Origin of the sequence: Erwinia plantamica (assembly GCF_043420595.1) — a bacterium.
Lineage (GTDB): Bacteria > Pseudomonadota > Gammaproteobacteria > Enterobacterales > Enterobacteriaceae > Erwinia > Erwinia aeris.
Genome location: NZ_JBGCUC010000003.1, coordinates 222,897 through 242,026, shown reverse-complemented (window position 1 = coordinate 242,026; position 19,130 = coordinate 222,897). Strand labels below are relative to the sequence as shown.

Genomic DNA, 19,130 nt, shown 5'->3' with positions numbered 1-19,130 from the left:
AAGGCCGGGAAGATCCCGGCCCTGAAGGGTTACGCCAGCAAATAGCGGGCATGGAAGCGCAGATGATCTTCCACGAAGCTGGCGATAAAGTAGTAGCTGTGATCGTAACCGGGCTGAATGCGCACGGTCAGCGGATAGTTTTTCTCGCTGGCCACCGCTTCCAGCCGTTCCGGGCGCAGCTGATCGGCGAGGAACTGATCGCTGTCGCCCTGATCCAGCAGCATCGGCAGCGGATGCGTCGCCTGCTGCATCAGCAGACAGCTGTCCCAGGCTTCCCACAGCGCGCGATCCTCGCCCAGATAGGCCGTAAAGGCTTTTTCGCCCCACGGCACCTGCGTTGGATTAACGATCGGCGCAAAGGCGGAGGCCGAAACATAGCGCTGCGGATTACGCAGCGCCAGCATCAGCGCGCCGTGACCGCCCATAGAATGACCCATAATCGCCTGCTTATCGCTGACGTTAAAGTTGCCGGCAATCAGCACGGGCAGCTCTTCCGTCAGGTAGTCGTACATCCGAAAATGCGCATCCCACGGCGCCTGGGTCGCGTTCAGATAGAATCCGGCACCCTGGCCCAGATCGTAGGCTTCGTCATTGGGCACCACTTCGCCGCGCGGGCTGGTATCCGGCATCACCAGCACCAGACCCAGCTCTGCCGCCGCGCGCTGCGCGCCCGCTTTGGTCGAGAAATTCTCGTCGCTACAGGTCAGCCCGGCCAGAAACCAGAGCACCGGCGGGGCGGTATCGCCTTTCGGACCCGGCAAAAAAATGCTGAAGGTCATAGAGCAGTTCAGCGTGGCCGACTGGTGGCGATAGCGCTGCTGCCAGCCGCCAAACATGCGGTGTTCTTCCAGTAACTCCAGGGTGGATACCATCCTTGTCTCCTTATTTAGAAAAATGCACCACGGAACGGATAGATTTCCCTTCGTGCATCAGATCGAACGCGTCGTTGATCTCTTCCAGCGGCATATTGTGGGTGATGAAATCATTCAGCTGGAATTCACCATCCAGGTAGCGCTGGACGATCCCCGGCAGCTCCGAGCGGCCTTTCACGCCGCCAAACGCGGAGCCGCGCCAGACGCGTCCGGTCACCAGCTGGAACGGGCGGGTAGAAATCTCTTCGCCTGCACCAGCCACGCCGATAATCACGGACTCGCCCCAGCCTTTGTGGCAGCACTCCAGCGCGGAACGCATCACGTTAACGTTGCCGATGCACTCAAAGGAGAAATCGACGCCGCCATCGGTCATTTCAACAATTACATCCTGAATGGGCTTATCGTAATCTTTTGGATTAACCAGGTCGGTGGCGCCCAGCTTTCTGGCGAGATCGAACTTGCTGGTATTGAGATCGATACCGATAATCCGGCCCGCTTTCGCCATCTTCGCGCCGATAATCGCCGAAAGGCCGATGCCGCCCAGACCGAAGATCGCCACGGTATCGCCTTCTTTTACCTTGGCCGTGTTCATCACCGCGCCCATACCGGTGGTGACGCCGCAGCCCAGCAGGCAAACTTCTTCCAGCGGCGCTTCTTTACTGATTTTCGCCAGTGAAATTTCCGGGATAACGGTGTACTCAGAGAAGGTCGAGGTGCCCATATAGTGGAAAATCGGCTTGCCGTCCTTAAAGAAACGGGTGGTGCCGTCCGGCATTAGCCCTTTGCCCTGGGTGGCGCGGATAGCCTGGCACAGGTTGGTTTTGCCGGAGAGGCAGAACTTACATTTGCCGCATTCCGGCGTGTACAGCGGAATGACGTGATCGCCGACCGCCACGCTGGTAACGCCTTCGCCAACCGCTTCGACAATACCGCCGCCTTCGTGGCCCAGAATAGCCGGGAACACGCCCTCAGGATCTTTTCCTGAAAGGGTATAGGCATCGGTGTGGCAGACGCCGGTCGCGACGATGCGTACCAGCACTTCGCCTTTCTGCGGCGGCATCAGGTCGACTTCTTCAATCGACAGCGGCTCGCCGGCGGCCCAGGCAACAGCGGCGCGAGTTTTAATCATCTGCATATCAGTTTATTCCTTGTAGAGGTTGCCATTTGGCAGGGATCTGGCGAGCGGCCTGACGCCGCTCAAACCATTTAATTATGGCTGAATTTCATCGTCCGGGGATTGCTCTATAATCAGGTACTTCAGCGCCTTGACGTTGGGGGTAAACGCATCCCGACGCCACACCAGGTAAGTCGTGGTCTCGCTGATATCCGCAGGCAGCGCATGTTTTTGCACCTGGCCCGGCGCGGCGATCCTTTCCAGCACCGATTCCGGCAGTATCGCCAGCCCGGCGCCGCTGGCTACGCAGGCCAGCATGGCGTGATAGGACTGGATCTCCATAAACGGGCCGGGTGAAATCCCCGCCTGACGAAACCAGTTTTCTAAACGAAGACGGTAAGAGCAGCCGGGACGGAAGGCGAACAGCGTATCGCCTGCGGCATCTTCAGGGCGCTGAATGGGCGCATGGTGCAGGTTGCTGATCAGCACCATGCGCTCGCTAAAGGTTTTGCAGCTGTTCAGCTCGTCGGCCACGACCGGGCCTTCGGCCAGCGCGGCGGCCAGCGTGCCTTTCCGCACCTGCTCAATGATTTCACCCGAGGTGCCGGTGACCAGCGACAGCGTGACCTCAGGATAGCGCTGATGGTAGGTTGACAATAAAGAGGGCAGGTGGACAGCGGCGGTGCTCTCCATCGATCCCAGCGCAAATATGCCGCCAGGCTCGCCGTTGTGCGTCATTGCCAGCGCTTCCTCGCTGAGCGCCAGGATCCGCTGCGCATAGCACAAAAAATTATGGCCCATCGGCGACAGCCGCAGGCGCTGCTTTTCGCGGATAAAAAGATCGATGCCCGTTTCCTGCTCCAGCTGGCGCAGCCTGGTCGTCAGGTTGGACGGCACGCGATGCAGCTGTTCGGCGGCGCGCGCCAGCGAACCGGTCTCCGCTACCGCGCAGAACATTTTAAGCTGGGTCAGATCCATTTATTCTCTTTTCGTAAACAAGTTGGTTTGTATTATTCACTTTTTGTAAGTCTATCCATGATGCAGACTGACTGCAACACTTTCATCAAGCCGGATAAAGCCGGAAGGGAGAACAAATGGCAATACGGGTAGCGCTAAGCGCTTTTATTGCGCTGATTGTCGCGATGGGCATTGGGCGGTTTACCTTTACGCCGCAGGTGCCGCTGATGATTACGGAGCATCAGCTGACGCTGACCAGCGCGGCGGTAGTCGCGGCCTTCAACTACCTGGGCTACCTCTGCGGCTCCTGGAACGCGATGCGGACGACCACTCACGTGGAGGCCAGGCTTAAAGCAGGCATCGGCGGCGCGGTGATCCTGACGCTGCTTTCCGCCTGCGTGTCCGACGCCTGGCTGCACGGCGTGGTGCGCTTTGCGATCGGCTGGGCCAGCGGCTGGGCGATGGTGCTGGTAGCGGCATGGAGCAACGAGCAGCTGCATAAATATGGCCGTCCCGGCTTAAGCGCCGCCGTCTTCGCCGGGCCGGGCATGGGCATCTTTCTGAGCGGGCTGCTGGCCGTGTTTCTTCACGCACGCCAGGTCAGCGCCGCGCAGGCCTGGTGCGCCTATGGCGTGCTGGCGCTGGTGCTGGCTTCTCTTATTTTTCGTTTCCTGCCGCGTAAAGGCGAGCTGCACCGGCCCGAAACCACGCCGGAACCGCTGGTGCTGACCAGCGGGCTGAAAAAGCTGGTCTGGAGCTACAGCCTGGCCGGCTTTGGCTACATCATTCCCGCCACGTTTCTGTCGCAGATGGCGGCGGCCCGTTTTCCTGCCAGCGTTTTTGCGCAGTTTGTCTGGCCCATTTTTGGCGGCACGGCGGTGTTAGGCGTCGGGCTGGGCATTGTTATGCGGCATATTGGTTCATCCAATACGCGGCTGGCGTTTAACCTGTGGGCGCAGGCGCTGGGCGTGCTGTGCGCCGCCGTGGTGCCGGGTTTGAGCGGGCTGGTGGTCGGTTCAATACTGATGGGCATTGGCTTTCTTAACCTGGTGTCGCTTTCGCTGCAATATGCCCGCGAGATGGCGCCGCGCCATAGCCGGTATATGGCAGGCCTGCTGACCACCGGTTACGCTATCGGCCAGCTGGCCGGGCCGCTGGTTTCCGCACTTTCCACCACTTTTACCCATCGCCTTGAGCCAGCGCTTTACGTCGCGGGCGCGGGACTGCTGGTGGCCGGGCTGCTGGTCTGGCGGCGCGATCCCGGTGCTGCATGAAACAGTTTCAGGGTGGTTTAGCTTGATTCGCTGGATTAACGACGCGTTGTGTACCAAAATACGCCCTCTGAAATTGTACCGGTCCCGTCGGGACCGGCGTTACACCTGCTGGAGAATAGATCGCCATGGCTACGTTAAGTCAGGAAGCCACACTTGTTCACGAAGCGCTGCTTGCGCGTGGACTGGAAACACCCCTACGCTCGCCTGCGCGTGATATGGATGACGAAACCCGCAGGCGGCTGATCGCCGGGCACATGACCGAAGTCATGCAGCTGCTTAATCTTGATTTAGAAGATGACAGCCTGATGGAAACGCCGCACCGCATCGCTAAGATGTATGTGAATGAGGTGTTCTCCGGCCTGGACTACGCCAACTTCCCGAAAATCACCCTGATTGAAAACAAAATGAAGGTGGACGAAATGGTGACGGTGCGGGATATCACGCTGACCAGCACCTGCGAGCACCACTTTGTGATCATCGACGGCAAAGCGACGGTAGCCTATATCCCGAAAGATAAAGTGATTGGCCTGTCGAAGATTAACCGCATCGTGCAGTTTTTCTCTTCCCGTCCACAGGTACAGGAAAGGCTGACCCAGCAGATCCTGGTTGCGCTGCAAACGCTGCTTGGCACCAATAACGTCGCGGTTTCCATCGACGCGGTGCACTACTGTGTAAAAGCGCGCGGCATTCGTGATGCGACCAGCGCCACCACCACCACTTCACTGGGCGGCCTGTTCAAATCCAGCCAGAACACCCGTCAGGAGTTTCTGCGCGCCGTTCGCCACAGCTAAGCTACGGCGCGCCGTCGTAGTCGTTACCCTTCACCACAGTCAGGGCCTGCCGATGCCTCGTATTCAGACGCTGGATTTTATTCGGGGCATCGCCATTCTGGGGATCCTGCTGCTCAACATTAACGCCTTCGGTCTGCCGGGCGCCGCCTATCTGAACCCGGCGTGGCAGGGCAGCGTTACGCCGGGCGATGCCTGGACGTGGGCGCTGATCGATTTCTTTGCCCAGCTGAAATTCCTCGCGCTGTTTGCGCTGCTGTTTGGCGGCGGCTTGCAGCTGCTGCTTTCGCGCGGCAAACGCTGGCTACAGGCGCGCCTGAGCTGGCTGGTGCTGCTCGGTTTTCTGCACTGTCTGCTGTTCTGGGAAGGGGATATCCTGCTGGATTACGGGCTGATTGGGCTGGTAGCCTGGCGGATGATCCGCGACGTCTCCTCGACGCGGCAGCTGTTTAATACCGGCGTGATGCTTTATATCGTGGGCTGCGGCGTGCTGCTGGTGTTCGGCCTGCTGTCGGGCCATCAGCCTAACAATTCCTGGCTGGCGGGGGCGGCGGATATTCAGTATGAAACCTTCTGGAAAACCCACGGCGGTTGGGAAGCGGTGCGCAACCGTCTCGATCTGCTCTCGTCAGGCCTGCTGTCGCTGGCGGCGCAGTACGGCTGGCAGCTGGCCGGCCTGATGCTGATTGGCGGCGCCTTGATGCGCAGCGGCTGGCTACAGGGGCGCTGGAGCCTGGCCCACTACCGGCGCACTGCGCTGATCCTGCTGCTGCTGGCGGCCATCATCGAAATACCGGGCATTTATCTGCAGTGGGCTTGCGGCTGGGCATTTTATCCGTCAGCGTTCTATTTACAGCTGCCGCGCGAGCTGAGCGCGCCGCTTCAGGCTATCGGCTATGCCGCGCTTTGCTTTGGTTTCTGGCCTACGCTGGCCCGTTTTACCCTCACGCGCGCCATCAGCAGCGTAGGGCGGATGGCGCTGAGCAACTATTTACTGCAAACGCTGCTTTGCACCACGCTTTTTAACCATTTCGGCTGGTTCAACCGGCTCGATCGGCCGCAGCTGCTGGCGGTAGTGCTGCTGGTCTGGCTGGTAAATCTCCTCTTTTCGCTGTGCTGGCTGCGCTATTTCCGCCAGGGGCCGGTCGAATGGTGCTGGCGTCAGCTCACCCGTCTGAGCAGCCGCGACGTAATGTTACAAAAATGATAAGCGTCACAAATGTGACGGAAAGGGATGTAACCGTTTTCATCAGTGTGACCTGATTCACGCAGTCTTGCCTTGCCCTTTGTCAGAATAGCCCCCGCAAACAACGCATCCGGGAGGGCTATGCAAACCTTATCTTCCACAGGCAGTCAGCCATGATCACCATTCGCGATGTAGCCCGTGAGGCTGGCGTGTCGGTGGCGACGGTTTCACGCGTGCTTAACCACAGCGCGGCGGTCACACAGGAAACGCGGGAAAAAGTGCTGGGCATCGTCGGCCAGCTGGGCTACCGACCCAACGCCAACGCGCAGGCGCTGGCTTCCCAGGTCAGCGATACCATCGGCGTGGTGGTGATGGACGTCTCCGATCCCTTCTTCGGCGCGCTGGTCAAAGCGGTGGATACCGTCGCGCAGCGTATGCAAAAACACGTACTTATCAACAACTCCTATCATCAGGCGGACAAAGAGCGGCACGCTATCGAGGTGCTGATCCGTCAGCGTTGCGGCGCGCTGATCGTTCATGCCAAAGCCCTGGCAGACGACGAGCTGGCCTCGCTGATGGATCAGGTGCCCGGCATGGTGCTGATCAACCGCGTAGTGCCGGGCTACGCGCACCGCTGCGTCTGCCTGGACAACGTCAGCGGCGCGCTGATGGCGATGCGCATGTTGCAACAGCAGGGCCACCGGCGCATCGGTTATCTGGGGTCGAGCCATACTATCGAAGATACAGACCAGCGACGCGCGGGCTGGCGGCAGGCGCTGGCCGAGCAGGCTACCCAGCCTGCCGAAAGCTGGATCGCCAGCGCCGAGCCGGATATGCAGGGCGGAGAGGCGGCGATGGTGGAGCTGCTGGGGCGTAATCTCCACCTCAGCGCCGTGTTCGCCTATAACGACAGCATGGCCGCCGGGGCGCTGACCGCGCTGAAAGATAACGGCATTGCGGTGCCGCAGCAGCTGTCGGTGATTGGCTTCGACGATATCCCCATTTCCCGCTATACCGACCCGCAGCTGACGACCGTCCGCTATCCTATTGTTTCCATGGCTAAACTGGCTACCGAACTGGCGTTGAAAGGCGCGGCGGGCCTGCTGGACGAGTCGGCCGGTCACTGCTTTATGCCAACGCTGGTGCGCCGTCATTCCGTCGCGCCCTGCCAAAGTGTGGCGGCGATCACTATACGCAACGATACCGCCATGTAACCGTTTTCAATCCGTGAGTAAGTTCACAGTTAATTAACATCTGCTTCACTAAGATGGCCGTGCCTGGCCGGGACAGAATAACAACACGGTCCGGCTGCACACGCATACCGACCCTACAAAGAACCGGAGAGAACAATGAAGAAGGCATTCACCCTCACAGCCCTGGTTGCCAGCATGATGTTTGGCGCAACGGCGCAGGCGGCCGATACCCGCATTGGCGTAACCATTTATAAATATGATGACAACTTTATGTCCGTGGTGCGCAAGGATATCGAGAAGGAAGCGAAAAACAGCAGCGGCATTCAGCTGCTGATGAACGATTCGCAGAACAGCCAGTCAACGCAAAACGATCAGATTGACGTGATGGTGGCGAAAGGCGTGAAGGCGCTGGCGATTAACCTTGTCGATCCGGCGGCGGCGGCGGTGGTTATCAGTAAAGCCAAAGCCAACGATATTCCGATTGTTTTCTTCAACAAAGAGCCTTCTGCTAAAGCGCTGGCCAGCTACGACAAGGCTTACTATGTCGGTACCGATTCTAAAGAGTCCGGCGTCAAGCAGGGCGAGCTGATTGAGAAACACTGGAAAGCCAATGCCAACTGGGATCTGAACAAAGACGGCGTGGTGCAGTTTGTGCTGCTGAAAGGCGAGCCGGGCCACCCGGATGCCGAAGCGCGTACCAAATACGTGATCGAAACCCTGAATAAAGACGGCCTGAAAACGCAGCAGCTGCATCTGGATACCGCCATGTGGGATACCGCTCAGGCAAAAGACAAGATGGACGCGTGGCTCTCCGGCCCGAACGGCAACAAAATCGAAGTGGTGATCGCCAATAACGATGCGATGGCGATGGGCGCGGTAGAAGCGCTGAAGGCGCATAACAAAACGTCCGTACCGGTCTTCGGCGTGGATGCGTTGCCGGAAGCGATGGCGATGGTGAAATCCGGCGCGATGGAAGGCACCGTGCTGAACGATGCGGAAAACCAGGCCAGAGCCACTTTTGAAATGGCGAAAAACCTGGCGGCGGGCAAACCGGCGACCGAAGGCACCAACTACAAGCTGGAAGGTAAAGTGGTGCGCGTGGCCTATGTGCCGGTTGATAAAGAGAACCTCGCTCAGTTCAGTAAATAAGTCTTTCCGGGCGCACTCGCGTCCGTTACCGGGCCCGTCGCAGAACGGGCCCGATCGTAAAACGATCCGCCAGGTAGAATTATGAGCAGCGATCAGGGGCAGTATCTGCTGGAAATGACTAACGTCAGCAAGTCCTTTCCGGGCGTAAAGGCGTTAGATAACGTTAATTTAAAAATTCGTCCCCATTCGGTTCACGCGCTGATGGGGGAAAACGGCGCGGGCAAATCGACTTTATTAAAATGCCTGTTTGGTATTTATAGCAAAGACACGGGAAGCATTCTTTTTCAGGGCAAAGAGATCGACTTTAAAAGTTCCAAAGAGGCGCTGGAAAACGGCGTATCTATGGTGCATCAGGAATTAAACCTGGTTTTACAGCGCACGGTCATGGATAACATGTGGCTGGGCCGCTATCCGCGAAAAGGCTTTTTCGTCGACCAGGATAAAATGTATCGCGATACCAAAGCCATTTTTGAAGAGCTGGATATTGATATCGATCCGCGCGACAAAGTGATTAACCTTTCCGTTTCGCAGATGCAGATGATAGAGATAGCTAAAGCGTTCTCTTATGATGCCAAAATTGTCATTATGGACGAGCCGACCTCTTCATTAACGGAAAAAGAAGTGAACCACCTGTTCACTATTATCCGTAAATTAAAAGATCGCGGCTGCGGCATAGTTTATATCTCCCACAAGATGGAAGAGATTTTCCAGCTGTGCGACGAAATTACTATTTTGCGCGACGGCCAGTGGATCGCTACCCAGCCGCTGGAAGGGCTGGATATGGATAAGATCATCGCCATGATGGTAGGGCGCTCGCTGAACCAGCGCTTCCCGGATAAGTCCAACGTGCCGGGCGAAACTATCCTGGAGGTGCGTAACCTTACCTCACTGCGTCAGCCGTCTATTCGCGATATTTCGTTCGATCTGCGCAAGGGCGAAATCCTTGGCGTGGCCGGGCTGGTGGGGGCTAAACGTACCGATATCGTGGAAACGCTGTTCGGCATCCGCGAAAAGTCCGGCGGCACCATTAAGCTGCACGGCAAAAAAATCAACAATAACTCGGCTAACGAAGCGATTAATCACGGCTTTGCGCTGGTGACGGAGGAGCGTCGCGCCACGGGGATTTATGCGTTTCTGGATATCGGTTTTAACTCGCTGATTTCAAATATTCGCAAATATAAAAACTCGATTGGCCTGCTGGATAATAACCGGATGAAAAGCGATACCCAATGGGTTATCGATGCCATGCGGGTAAAAACACCGGGACACGCGACCTCTATCGGCTCGCTTTCGGGCGGCAACCAGCAGAAAGTCATTATTGGCCGCTGGCTGTTAACCCAGCCGGAAATATTAATGCTGGACGAACCGACGCGCGGCATTGACGTCGGCGCAAAGTTTGAAATTTATCAGCTGATTTCCGATCTGGCGAAAAAAGAGAAGGGCATCATTATTATCTCTTCCGAAATGCCGGAGCTGCTGGGCATTACCGACAGGATCCTGGTCATGAGCAACGGCATGGTTGCAGGCATTGTCGAAACCAAAACTACCACGCAAAACGAAATATTACGTTTAGCATCCAAGCACCTTTAATGAGGTAAGGGCTGTCCATGAATGCTGTGAATAAGAAGAATGCGCTCACCTGGCTGAAAGAGGGTGGCATCTATGTTGTGTTGCTGGTTCTGCTGGCGATTATTATTTTCCAGGATCCGACATTTTTAAGCCTGATGAACCTGAGTAATATTCTGACCCAGTCCTCCGTGCGCATTATTATTGCGCTTGGCGTGGCCGGGCTGATTGTGACGCAGGGCACCGACCTTTCCGCCGGTCGTCAGGTTGGTCTGGCCGCGGTAGTGGCGGCGACGCTGCTCCAGGCGATGGATAACGCCAACAAGGTGTTTCCACATATGGATACCGTGCCGATCCCGCTGGTTATCCTGATTGTCTGCGTTGTCGGCGGCCTGATTGGCCTGATCAACGGCGTGATCATCGCCTATCTGAAGGTGACGCCTTTTATCACCACGCTGGGCACGATGATTATCGTTTACGGCATTAACTCGCTTTATTACGACTATGTAGGCGCTTCGCCGATCGCCGGGTTCGATGAGAAATTCTCGACCTTTGCGCAGGGCTTTATTCGCCTGGGCGACTTCAAGCTCTCCTACATTACGTTCTATGCGGCTATTGCTATCTTCTTTGTCTGGATTTTGTGGAACAAGACCCGCTTTGGCAAAAACATCTTTGCTATCGGCGGCAACCCGGAAGCGGCAAAAGTGTCGGGCGTGAACGTTAACTTCAACCTGATCCTGATTTATGCGCTTTCCGGCGTGTTCTACGCCTTCGGCGGGATGCTGGAAGCGGGACGTATCGGCTCGGCAACCAATAACCTGGGCTTTATGTACGAGCTGGATGCGATTGCGGCCTGCGTAGTAGGCGGCGTCTCCTTCGCCGGCGGCGTGGGCACCGTGGCCGGTGTGGTAACGGGCGTGCTGATTTTCACCGTTATCAACTACGGCCTGACCTATATCGGCGTTAACCCTTACTGGCAGTACATTATCAAAGGCGGCATCATTATTTTCGCCGTGGCGCTCGACTCCCTGAAATACGCCCGCAAGAAATAGTGTGCTTCTATAGAGAAAGGCCAGCCCGGCCTTTCTCTTTTTCCTGTCAGAACTGCACGCCTTTGGTCAGCCCGCCGTCCACCAGGAGATTAGTGCCGGTGGTGAAACTGGCCGCCTCGCTGGCAAGAAACACCGTGGCTTTCGCTACTTCCTGCGGCGTCGCCATTCTTCCCAGCGGATTCGCCGCCAGGCATTTGGCAAAGGTTTCCGGCTGGTTGCGTTCAATATCGCCCCACACGCCTTCACTGAAATAAACGTTGCCCGGCGAAACGGTATTCACGCGAATGCCGTCTGCCGCGTGGCGTTCCGATAAGGTTTTGCCGTAATGGATCAGCGCCGCTTTCATGATGCCGTACGGCTCGGCAAACATATCGACCTCGCGTCCCGCCACGCTGGAGATCAGCACTATGGATGCCGCAGAGGATTTTTTCAGGTAAGGAAGGGCGGCCTGCACCATCGTTACGGTGCCCATCAGGTCGGTGTCGAACGCTTTACGCCACACGTCCGGATCGCTGCCTGCCGCCAGCGCACTGACGTTAGGCACGATAATATCCAGCCCGCCAAGGCGGTTTGCCGCTTCCTGAATCCATGTTTGCATCTGCTCTGGGGAGGTGACATCGACCGCCGTGCCGTTTGCGCGTGAACCCAGCGCCTGTTGCGCTTCCTGCACGCCTTCAGGGCTGCGCGCGCAAAACTCCACTCGTGCGCCTTCGGCAAGAAAGCATTCCACAATTGCTCGTCCAATGCCGCGCGAGCCGCCGCTGACCAGTACGCGACGATCCTTCAAGTTCAGATCCATTTGTCTCTCCTGTTAACGTTTAGTGATCTATTCGGCAGACAGACTGACAGAAGAAGCGGGCAGGTTCATAACAATCAGTGCGTTAACGGCGGCATGTCACGCTGGCGGACGGGCATCCGCCTTCATTTTTTGTTCCAGCTCCAGCAGCTGTTCAGGCGTGACCGCCGGATAGCTCTGCGCATCTTCCGGGACTTCGTGCCGCGCCGGGATCGGCACCAGCGGCCCCAAAAAGCGCGGTTCGCGCTTCATCAGATACAGATCGGCCAGCGCGCCCAGGCGAGCCGCCACTTCCCTGGTGCGGATATTCAGCATGTTTTTCGGCGAGGGCACCGCGTAACACTGCGCCTGAATGCCCATATGCAGCGCAATAAACAGCGCGCGCTCGCAGTGGAAACGCTGGGTGATGATGATGAAGTCGTTGGTGTCGAAGACCTTGCGCGTGCGCACGATAGAATCCAGCGTACGGAAGCCGGCGTAATCCAGCACGATATCGGCAGGCGCCACGCCGGCGGCAATCAGATCCCGCCGCATGGTCATCGGCTCGTTGTAGCTTTGCTGCGCATTATCGCCGCTCAGCAGCAGATAGTTAACCTTGCCGCTGTTATAAGCGTTGAGCGCGCCCTGCATCCGATAAAGGTAATACTGATTGATGACGCCGGTACGATAATACTTCGCCGTGCCTAATACGACGCCGACCTGACGATGGGGCAGCGATTTGAGATTATCGTAGACGTAAGGCGCGGTTTTGACGCTTATCCAGCGATCCAGGCCGAGCGCGGTTATTACCATCAGGGTAACGATGATAATCAGGCCGTAGATCAAGCGTTTTATCATGCCGTACGGTACTCAGACTGAAGCCGAAAAGGTGGCTCAAGGCTACTGTACCCGACGAGGTGAAGCAAGCGGTAGCGCACCGGCTGGCGGCTTTTTGCACAAAATCGTCAAACGCTGTGGAAAGGGGATAAAAACCGGGCGCACGGCGCGCCCGGTCAGCGGTATTAAATAGAAGTACGGCGATAGTTACGGTACTGCGGCAGCCAGAAATTGGCGGCAATCGCTTTGGACAGCACATCTTCCGAGGTGACCACCGCCACGCCGGCCAGCTGCGCCGCTTTGCCTACGGCCATCGCAATTATTTTCGACACGCCCTGAATATCTTTCACTTCCGGCAGCACCGGGCCAGCGCCGTCGTTGACCAGCGGCGAACAGTCGGCCAGCGCGCGGCTGGCGGCCATCAGCATACTGTCGGTCACGCGGGTGGCGCCCGAAGCGATCACGCCCAGGCCGATGCCGGGGAAGATATAGGAGTTGTTGCACTGCGCGATCGGGAACGTTTGCTCTTTCCAGGTGACCGGCGCGAACGGGCTGCCGGTCGCGACCAGCGCGGCACCGTCGGTCCACGCCATAATATCCTGCGGCGTTGCTTCCACGCGGGAGGTCGGGTTGGAGAGCGGCATGACGATTGGGCGCGCGCAGTGCTTGTGCATCTCGCGGATAATCTCTTCGCTGAACAGGCCGGGCTGGCCGGAAACGCCGATCAGAATATCCGGGCGCGCGTTACGCACCACGTCCAGCAGCGACAGGGAATCGGAACTGGAATCCCAGTCGGCCAGATCCTCGCTCTTCTGCACCAGCTTGCTCTGGAAGCTGAGCAGGTTTGGCTGCTTGTCGGTGAGCAGGCCGAAGCGATCCACCATAAAGACGCGCGCGCGGGCTTCTTCGTCGCTCAGACCTTCTGATTTCATCTGCGCGATAATCTGCTCGGCGATGCCGCAGCCGGCAGACCCAGCGCCCAGGAACACGACTTTCTGCTCGCTCATTTTGCTGCCTGCTGCGCGGCTGGCGGCGATCAGCGTGCCCAGCGTGACGGCGGCGGTGCCCTGGATATCGTCATTAAAGCAGCAGACTTCATCGCGATAGCGCTCCAGCAGCGGCATGGCGTTTTTCTGCGCGAAATCCTCAAACTGCAGCAGCACGTTTGGCCAGCGGCTTTTTACCGCCTGGATAAATTCATTAACGAAGTTATCGTACTCTTCGCCGGTGATACGCGGATGACGCCAGCCCATATAGAGCGGATCGTTCAGCAGCTGCTGGTTGTTGGTGCCGACGTCCAGCACCACCGGCAGCGTATAGGCCGGGCTGATGCCGCCGCAGGCGGTATACAGCGACAGCTTGCCGATAGGAATGCCCATGCCGCCGATGCCCTGATCGCCCAGGCCAAGAATACGCTCGCCGTCGGTGACTACGATGACCTTCACGTTCTGCTTGGTGGCGTTTTGCAGCATATCTTCAATGCTGGCGCGGTTCGGATAGGAGATAAACAGCCCGCGCGCGCGACGATAGATTTCAGAAAAGTGTTCACAGGCCGCGCCGACGGTCGGGGTATAGATAATCGGCATCATCTCTTCAAGATGATTATCCAGCAGGCGGTAGAACAGCGTTTCGTTGGTGTCCTGAATGTTGCGCAGATAAACGTGCTTGTCGTTGGCGTTTTTGAAATCCTGAAACTGACGCCAGGCGCGCTGGGCCTGCTCTTCAATGGTTTCCACCGTCTCGGGCAGCAGACCGTTCAGGTTAAAGTCATTGCGTTCTTCTATAGAGAAGGCGCTGCCCTTATTCAACAGCGGAAATTCCAGCAGGATAGGGCCAGCGTAGGGAATGTAGAGAGGGCGTTTACTTTCGTAGTCGAGTTCCATGTAATCAATGCTCACTGGGATCGGTAGTGGCCCAATCCTAAAATAATTCATCCGAAAGTACAGCATTTGTTAACAGCTTATAACAAATGCGGGCACTTTTTTGGCAATAAAAAGCCAGCCGGCAGCGGGGCTTGCGGGCTGGCGAAGCGGATCAGCGCAGCGGCACGGTTTGCAACGTCGCGCAGCCCAGCGCCTGAAGCGTCGCGGCGGTTGCCTGCCGCTGGATAAGGCGGGCATCGGGCGCTTCCGCCAGCACGGCGCGCTGAATTTGCAGCACGTCGTAGCCTGCAAGGTTCAGCAGGATCAGCGCGGCCTGCAGCGGCGGCAGGCTTGGGTTAAAGGCGGCGTTTTCCGCATAGCTGCCGGCAAAAATCGCGCCGTCGGCCATTTGCAGCGCCACGCCGCTTAACGCCTGCGAGTAAGGCGCATGGCTGCGGTTAGCCGCCTCAAGCGCGGCCCTGACCAGCGCGTCGCCGGTAATGGTCAGGCCGTGATCGACCTCGTCCAGCAGCAGCGTCTCAATCGCTAAATCGCGCGGGCCGAAAGCATCTGGCAGGTAATCGCCCAGCGTCGCCGGTTCGCGTCCCGGCAGATGAATGCGCAGCGCGGTGCCGCTGTTCAGCTCGTTCATAAACTGGCGGCAGTGGCCGCAGGGCGTGTAGTTGACGGTAATCGCCTCAAGGCCTTTTTCGCCGCGCAGCCAGGCATGGGTTACCGCGCTCTGTTCGGCGTGGACGGTTTGCTGCATGGTCGCGCCGGAAAATTCCATGTTCGCGCCAAAATAGAGATGGCCGCTGCGGCCCAGCGCCAGCGCGCCGACGTTAAAGCGCGACAGCGGCGCGACGGCACAGGCGGCCGCCAGCGGCAGCAGCGCAAAGGTAAGTTCGCGGTTGTCCAGACCGGTTTCGGTTCTGATGGCGGCCATTTGTTCTGGGGTGAAAAAAGCGGGAAAGGTGTCGGTCAGCAAAGGCTGCAACGCCGCCTGCAGCGGGGAAGGCAGCGCGGCGAAAGCCGCTTGAAAACGTGGTTGCATAGTGGCTTCTCTTGCATAAGTGGCCGCTTATTCTGGCGGGCAGCCAGGCTAATGTATGTGATTATAATCACACAGATTATGCAATTTATGAAAGAGAACCACAAAATGCGCGACGCATCGCAAGTTTTATCGCCAGAAATGCATCAGTAGCGGAAAAAGAAACGGTGCCAGCAGCGAAGTGATAATGCCGCAGATCACCAGCGCCAGCGAGCTGTAGGCGCCTTCCTGGTAATCCAGCTCCGAACAGCGCGCCGTACCCAGCGCGTGAGAAGCGTTGCCGATCGCCAGACCGCGCGAGGCCTTGCTGCGGATCTTCAGCAGGTTAAGCAGCATATGACCGAAAACCGCGCCGAGTACGCCCGCAATCAGCACGCAAATGGCGCTGATGGCCGGAATGCCGCCCAGCGTGGCGGAAACCGCCATGGCAATCGGCGTGGTCACGGATTTAGGCATAATAGTCGCCGCTATCTGCGGCGTGGCGCCCATCCACAGCGCGATAGCCGTACCGGAAATCATCGCCGTCATGCTGCCGATAAAGCAGACGCCGATAATTGACTTCCAGCGCGCGCGGATCTGATGCATCTGTTCATACAGCGGCAGCGCCAGCGCCACCACGGCGGGCTGCAACAGCTGGTTCAGGATCGCGCTGCCCTGAAAATAGCGGGCGTAGGGCATCTGCATCAGCAGCAGTAGCGGAATGATGACCGCCATGGAGATCAGCAACGGATTGAGCAGGGAAATTTTCACCTTCGCCGCCACCCGGCGAGCGCCGAAAAAGACCAGCATGGTCAGCGGCAGAGACCACCAGATATCACTCATCGCCTGTTCCTTTCACTTTGCCATGCAGCTGGTGCGAAGCCAGCCCCACGGTCAGCAAAACAATAAAGGTGCTGACCACGCAGGAAACCACTATCGGGCCGAACTGCGCGCTGAGCAGGTCGGTATAGCTCATCACGCCGACGCTGATCGGCACAAACAGCAGCGCCATATAGCGGATCAGGAGCAGGCTGCCGGGCCTGATCCAGTCGGGTGGAACCAGTTGAAAAGCCAGCAGAAAAAACAGGATCAGCATACCGATAATGCTGCCCGGGATCGTGACCGGCAGCAGCAGCGCCAGCGCGTTTCCGGCATAGAGGCAGAGATAGATAATCAGAAAGGCGCGCAGATAGCGCCAGAGGATCAACAGTACGGTACGCATGATAAGCTCCGGTTTTGCAACGCATTAATCATACGATCGGCAGGAGATTTGTGCCAGAGATCACAGTGGGCCGCAAAAAAACGGGCGAATCGCTTCGCCCGTCTCCGTTGCTTATTTCACCTGCATTCCCGGCTGAGCGCCGCTGTCCGGCGACAGCAGGAAGATCTCTTTGCCGCCAGGGCCGGCGGCCATCACCATACCTTCCGAGATGCCGAAGCGCATCTTACGCGGCGCCAGGTTAGCCACCATCATGGTCAGGCGGCCTACCAGCACCGACGGATCCGGATAGGCGGTACGAATGCCGGAGAAAATGTTGCGGGTTTCGCCGCCCAGATCCAGCGTCAGGCGCAGCAGCTTATCGGAGCCTTCGACAAACTCGGCGTTCTGGATCAGCGCGATACGCATATCCACTTTGGCAAAGTCGTCAAAGGTGATGGTTTCCTGAATCGGATCGTCCGCCAGCGGGCCGGTCAGCGCCGGTTTGTTCGCCGCCGCCGCGTCCTCTTTCGAGGCCTCGATCAGCGCGTTGACCTTGTCCATCTCGACGCGGTTGTACAGCGCTTTAAAGGCGGAAAGCGTGTGATCGCGCAGCGGCTGCGCAATACCGTCCCAGCTCAGCTCCTGGTTCAGGAAGGCTTCGGCGCGCTCGCTCAGCGAAGGCAGCACCGGCTTCAGCCAGGTCATCAGCACGCGGAACATATTGATGCCCATTGAGCAGATCGCCTGCAGGTCGGCATCGCGGCCTTCCTGCTTCGCCACCACCCACGGCGCCTGCTCGTCAACGTAGCGGTTCGCTACGTCCGCCATCGCCATGATTTCACGCACCGCACGGCCAAACTCACGGCTCTGCCAGGCTTCCGCAATGCTGGCGGAGGCGTCCACAAAGGATTGATACAGCGCCGGATCGGCCAGCTCGGCGGACAGCTTGCCGCCAAAGCGCTTGTTGATAAATCCGGCGTTACGGGACGCCAGGTTAACCACTTTATTAACGATATCCGCATTCACGCGCTGGACGAAATCTTCCAGATTCAGGTCGATATCATCAATGCGCGAAGAGAGCTTGGCGGCATAGTAATAGCGCAGGCTGTCGGCATCCAGATGCTGTAGCCAGGTGCTGGCCTTAATGAAGGTGCCGCGCGACTTGGACATTTTCGCGCCGTTAACCGTCACGTACCCGTGGACAAACAGGTTGTTCGGCTTGCGGAAGTTGCTGCCTTCCAGCATGGCTGGCCAGAACAGGCTGTGGAAATAGACGATGTCCTTGCCGATAAAGTGATACAGCTCCGCCCCGGAGTCTTTTTGCCAGAAGGCGTCGAAATCAATATCGCCGCGCTTGTCGCAGAGATTTTTAAACGAGCCCATATAGCCGATAGGCGCATCCAGCCAGACGTAGAAATATTTGCCCGGCGCGCCCGGAATTTCAAAGCCGAAGTAGGGCGCATCGCGTGAGATATCCCACTGTTGCAGACCCGACTCGAACCACTCCTGCATCTTGTTGGCGACCTGCTCCTGCAGGGCACCGGAACGGGTCCAGGCCTGTAGCATGGCGCTGAACTCCGGCAGATCGAAGAAGAAGTGCTCGGAGTCGCGCAGTACCGGCGTCGCGCCGGACACCACGGATTTAGGATCGATCAGCTCGGTCGGGCTGTAGGTGGCGCTGCACACTTCGCAGTTGTCGCCGTACTGATCCGGCGATTTACATTTCGGGCAGGTGCCTTTCACAAAGCGATCCGGCAGGAACATGCCTTTTTCCGGGTCGTAAAGCTGCGAAATAGTCCGGTTTTTGATAAAACCGTTCTCTTTCAGACGGGTATAGATCAGCTCCGACAGCTCGCGGTTCTCCTCACTGTGCGTGGAGTGGTAGTTATCGTAGCTGATATTGAAACCGGCGAAGTCATTCTGATGTTCCTGACTCATCTCGGCAATCATCTGCTCAGGCGCAATGCCCATCTGCTGAGCTTTCAGCATGATCGGCGTACCGTGCGCATCGTCGGCGCAGATGAAGTAAACCTCGTTGCCGCGCATTCGCTGGTAACGGACCCAAATATCCGCCTGGATATGCTCGAGCATGTGGCCGAGATGAATAGAACCGTTGGCGTAAGGGAGTGCGCACGTTACCAATATTTTTTTCGCGACTTGAGTCATAGTGAGACTTGCTATACCTGTTTAAAATAGGGGGTTACGATGTTACCCGAAAGGCCCGGCCTGCGTAAACAACGCCGCGCCGACCGTGCCGTTTTTTACTGCCTGCCG

17 protein-coding genes are annotated in these 19,130 nt (G+C 57.8%); 7 read left to right on the top strand and 10 right to left on the bottom strand.

Annotated elements, in window-relative coordinates:
• Nucleotides 1-29 precede the first annotated feature (29 nt).
• The 3 genes from fghA to ptrR all read right to left on the bottom strand — a co-directional run bounded on the left by fghA (nucleotide 30) and on the right by ptrR (nucleotide 2,964).
• Nucleotides 30-872, bottom strand: coding sequence for an S-formylglutathione hydrolase (gene fghA / locus AB3U87_RS04510; RefSeq protein ID WP_369895606.1), 843 nt, complete (start codon nucleotides 870-872; stop codon nucleotides 30-32).
• A 10-nt stretch (nucleotides 873-882) separates the two neighbouring features.
• Nucleotides 883-2,007: an S-(hydroxymethyl)glutathione dehydrogenase/class III alcohol dehydrogenase gene (locus AB3U87_RS04505; RefSeq protein ID WP_253459953.1), complete on the bottom strand. Its 1,125-nt coding sequence runs from the start codon at nucleotides 2,005-2,007 to the stop codon at nucleotides 883-885.
• Between the two features lie 75 nt (nucleotides 2,008-2,082).
• Nucleotides 2,083-2,964, bottom strand: coding sequence for a putrescine utilization regulator PtrR (gene ptrR, locus AB3U87_RS04500; protein WP_253459956.1), 882 nt, complete (start codon nucleotides 2,962-2,964; stop codon nucleotides 2,083-2,085).
• Between the two features lie 116 nt (nucleotides 2,965-3,080).
• Here ptrR and AB3U87_RS04495 point away from each other — a divergent pair, with 116 nt between their 5' ends.
• The 7 genes from AB3U87_RS04495 to mglC all read left to right on the top strand — a co-directional run bounded on the left by AB3U87_RS04495 (nucleotide 3,081) and on the right by mglC (nucleotide 11,151).
• Nucleotides 3,081-4,217 carry a YbfB/YjiJ family MFS transporter gene (locus AB3U87_RS04495; RefSeq protein WP_394148519.1) on the top strand — a complete coding sequence of 379 codons (1,137 nt, stop codon included), beginning with the start codon at nucleotides 3,081-3,083 and terminating at the stop codon, nucleotides 4,215-4,217.
• Between the two features lie 125 nt (nucleotides 4,218-4,342).
• Nucleotides 4,343-5,008 carry a GTP cyclohydrolase I FolE gene (gene folE, locus AB3U87_RS04490; RefSeq protein WP_125288176.1) on the top strand — a complete coding sequence of 222 codons (666 nt, stop codon included), beginning with the start codon at nucleotides 4,343-4,345 and terminating at the stop codon, nucleotides 5,006-5,008.
• A 52-nt stretch (nucleotides 5,009-5,060) separates the two neighbouring features.
• Entirely contained in the window at nucleotides 5,061-6,212 is a 1,152-nt protein-coding gene (gene yeiB / locus AB3U87_RS04485; RefSeq protein WP_394148517.1) for a DUF418 domain-containing protein YeiB, read from the top strand.
• Nucleotides 6,213-6,364: 152 nt separating this feature from the next.
• Nucleotides 6,365-7,405, top strand: coding sequence for an HTH-type transcriptional regulator GalS (gene galS / locus AB3U87_RS04480; protein ID WP_253459965.1), 1,041 nt, complete (start codon nucleotides 6,365-6,367; stop codon nucleotides 7,403-7,405).
• A gap of 135 nt (nucleotides 7,406-7,540) precedes the next feature.
• Nucleotides 7,541-8,533, top strand: coding sequence for a galactose/glucose ABC transporter substrate-binding protein MglB (gene mglB / locus AB3U87_RS04475; protein WP_253459968.1), 993 nt, complete (start codon nucleotides 7,541-7,543; stop codon nucleotides 8,531-8,533).
• A gap of 81 nt (nucleotides 8,534-8,614) precedes the next feature.
• The gene (mglA, locus tag AB3U87_RS04470) at nucleotides 8,615-10,123 is read left to right on the top strand and encodes a galactose/methyl galactoside ABC transporter ATP-binding protein MglA (protein ID WP_125288172.1); all 1,509 of its coding nucleotides are present in this window, start codon (nucleotides 8,615-8,617) and stop codon (nucleotides 10,121-10,123) included.
• 17 nt (nucleotides 10,124-10,140) lie between these two features.
• Nucleotides 10,141-11,151 carry a galactose/methyl galactoside ABC transporter permease MglC gene (gene mglC / locus AB3U87_RS04465; RefSeq protein ID WP_125288171.1) on the top strand — a complete coding sequence of 337 codons (1,011 nt, stop codon included), beginning with the start codon at nucleotides 10,141-10,143 and terminating at the stop codon, nucleotides 11,149-11,151.
• Nucleotides 11,152-11,197: 46 nt separating this feature from the next.
• Here mglC and AB3U87_RS04460 read toward each other — a convergent pair whose 3' ends face one another.
• From AB3U87_RS04460 to metG, 7 genes are all read right to left on the bottom strand, one after another.
• Entirely contained in the window at nucleotides 11,198-11,950 is a 753-nt protein-coding gene (locus AB3U87_RS04460) for an SDR family NAD(P)-dependent oxidoreductase (RefSeq protein WP_301251134.1), read from the bottom strand.
• Between the two features lie 96 nt (nucleotides 11,951-12,046).
• Nucleotides 12,047-12,784, bottom strand: a complete 738-nt coding sequence (gene sanA, locus AB3U87_RS04455; RefSeq protein ID WP_253459974.1) for an outer membrane permeability protein SanA — start codon at nucleotides 12,782-12,784, stop codon at nucleotides 12,047-12,049.
• A gap of 164 nt (nucleotides 12,785-12,948) precedes the next feature.
• A complete protein-coding gene (locus AB3U87_RS04450; RefSeq protein WP_253459977.1) occupies nucleotides 12,949-14,646 on the bottom strand; it encodes an NAD-dependent malic enzyme in 1,698 nt (565 codons plus the stop codon).
• Between the two features lie 151 nt (nucleotides 14,647-14,797).
• Entirely contained in the window at nucleotides 14,798-15,679 is an 882-nt protein-coding gene (cdd, locus tag AB3U87_RS04445; protein WP_253459980.1) for a cytidine deaminase, read from the bottom strand.
• 126 nt (nucleotides 15,680-15,805) lie between these two features.
• A complete protein-coding gene (locus AB3U87_RS04440) occupies nucleotides 15,806-16,498 on the bottom strand; it encodes a CidB/LrgB family autolysis modulator (RefSeq protein WP_253459983.1) in 693 nt (230 codons plus the stop codon).
• Nucleotides 16,491-16,877, bottom strand: coding sequence for a CidA/LrgA family protein (locus tag AB3U87_RS04435; protein WP_301251132.1), 387 nt, complete (start codon nucleotides 16,875-16,877; stop codon nucleotides 16,491-16,493). The genes AB3U87_RS04440 and AB3U87_RS04435 overlap by 8 nt, the downstream gene beginning before the upstream one ends.
• 111 nt (nucleotides 16,878-16,988) lie before the next feature.
• A complete protein-coding gene (gene metG / locus AB3U87_RS04430) occupies nucleotides 16,989-19,022 on the bottom strand; it encodes a methionine--tRNA ligase (protein WP_370734300.1) in 2,034 nt (677 codons plus the stop codon).
• Nucleotides 19,023-19,130: the final 108 nt, after the last annotated feature.

Excerpts from the sequence above, each read along its gene's own strand:
- fghA (WP_369895606.1), bottom strand. The coding sequence starts at position 872 with ATGGTATCCACCCTGGAGTTACTGGAAGAACACCGCATGTTTGGCGGC.
- AB3U87_RS04505 (WP_253459953.1), bottom strand. The coding sequence starts at position 2,007 with ATGCAGATGATTAAAACTCGCGCCGCTGTTGCCTGGGCCGCCGGCGAG.
- ptrR (WP_253459956.1), bottom strand. The coding sequence starts at position 2,964 with ATGGATCTGACCCAGCTTAAAATGTTCTGCGCGGTAGCGGAGACCGGT.
- AB3U87_RS04495 (WP_394148519.1), top strand. The coding sequence starts at position 3,081 with ATGGCAATACGGGTAGCGCTAAGCGCTTTTATTGCGCTGATTGTCGCG.
- folE (WP_125288176.1), top strand. The coding sequence starts at position 4,343 with ATGGCTACGTTAAGTCAGGAAGCCACACTTGTTCACGAAGCGCTGCTT.
- yeiB (WP_394148517.1), top strand. The coding sequence starts at position 5,061 with ATGCCTCGTATTCAGACGCTGGATTTTATTCGGGGCATCGCCATTCTG.
- galS (WP_253459965.1), top strand. The coding sequence starts at position 6,365 with ATGATCACCATTCGCGATGTAGCCCGTGAGGCTGGCGTGTCGGTGGCG.
- mglB (WP_253459968.1), top strand. The coding sequence starts at position 7,541 with ATGAAGAAGGCATTCACCCTCACAGCCCTGGTTGCCAGCATGATGTTT.
- mglA (WP_125288172.1), top strand. The coding sequence starts at position 8,615 with ATGAGCAGCGATCAGGGGCAGTATCTGCTGGAAATGACTAACGTCAGC.
- mglC (WP_125288171.1), top strand. The coding sequence starts at position 10,141 with ATGAATGCTGTGAATAAGAAGAATGCGCTCACCTGGCTGAAAGAGGGT.
- AB3U87_RS04460 (WP_301251134.1), bottom strand. The coding sequence starts at position 11,950 with ATGGATCTGAACTTGAAGGATCGTCGCGTACTGGTCAGCGGCGGCTCG.
- sanA (WP_253459974.1), bottom strand. The coding sequence starts at position 12,784 with ATGATAAAACGCTTGATCTACGGCCTGATTATCATCGTTACCCTGATG.
- AB3U87_RS04450 (WP_253459977.1), bottom strand. The coding sequence starts at position 14,646 with ATGGAACTCGACTACGAAAGTAAACGCCCTCTCTACATTCCCTACGCT.
- cdd (WP_253459980.1), bottom strand. The coding sequence starts at position 15,679 with ATGCAACCACGTTTTCAAGCGGCTTTCGCCGCGCTGCCTTCCCCGCTG.
- AB3U87_RS04440 (WP_253459983.1), bottom strand. The coding sequence starts at position 16,498 with ATGAGTGATATCTGGTGGTCTCTGCCGCTGACCATGCTGGTCTTTTTC.
- AB3U87_RS04435 (WP_301251132.1), bottom strand. The coding sequence starts at position 16,877 with ATGCGTACCGTACTGTTGATCCTCTGGCGCTATCTGCGCGCCTTTCTG.
- metG (WP_370734300.1), bottom strand. The coding sequence starts at position 19,022 with ATGACTCAAGTCGCGAAAAAAATATTGGTAACGTGCGCACTCCCTTAC.